The organism is Oleiphilus sp. HI0043 (assembly GCF_001634935.1).
The window spans coordinates 1-237 of the sequence record NZ_LWEY01001086.1 but is presented as its reverse complement, the minus strand read 5'-3'; the positions used below and the strand labels follow the sequence as shown (position 1 = coordinate 237).

Annotated in this window: 1 protein-coding gene; it reads right to left on the bottom strand. The window is 52.7% G+C overall.

Going from position 1 to position 237, the window contains the following annotated elements; all coding sequences use genetic code 11:
* A partial coding sequence (locus A3729_RS33000) for a hypothetical protein (RefSeq protein WP_197475819.1) occupies positions 1–237 on the bottom strand: 237 nt, incomplete at both ends.

The following is a 237-nucleotide window of genomic DNA, read 5'->3' as shown; positions in this document are numbered from 1 at the left end:
AAAACAGGGATGATATCGCCACCTGCACTGCCAGAATCTGTACCACCTGTACTGCCAGAATCTGTACCACCTGTACTGCCAGAATCTGTACCACCTGTGCTGCCAGAATCTGTACCACCTGTGCTGCCAGAATCTGTACCACCTGTGCTGCCGGAATCTGTACCACCTGTGCTGCCGGAATCTGTACCACCTGTGCTGCCAGAATCCGTACCACCTGTACTAACTATTCGAGCCACA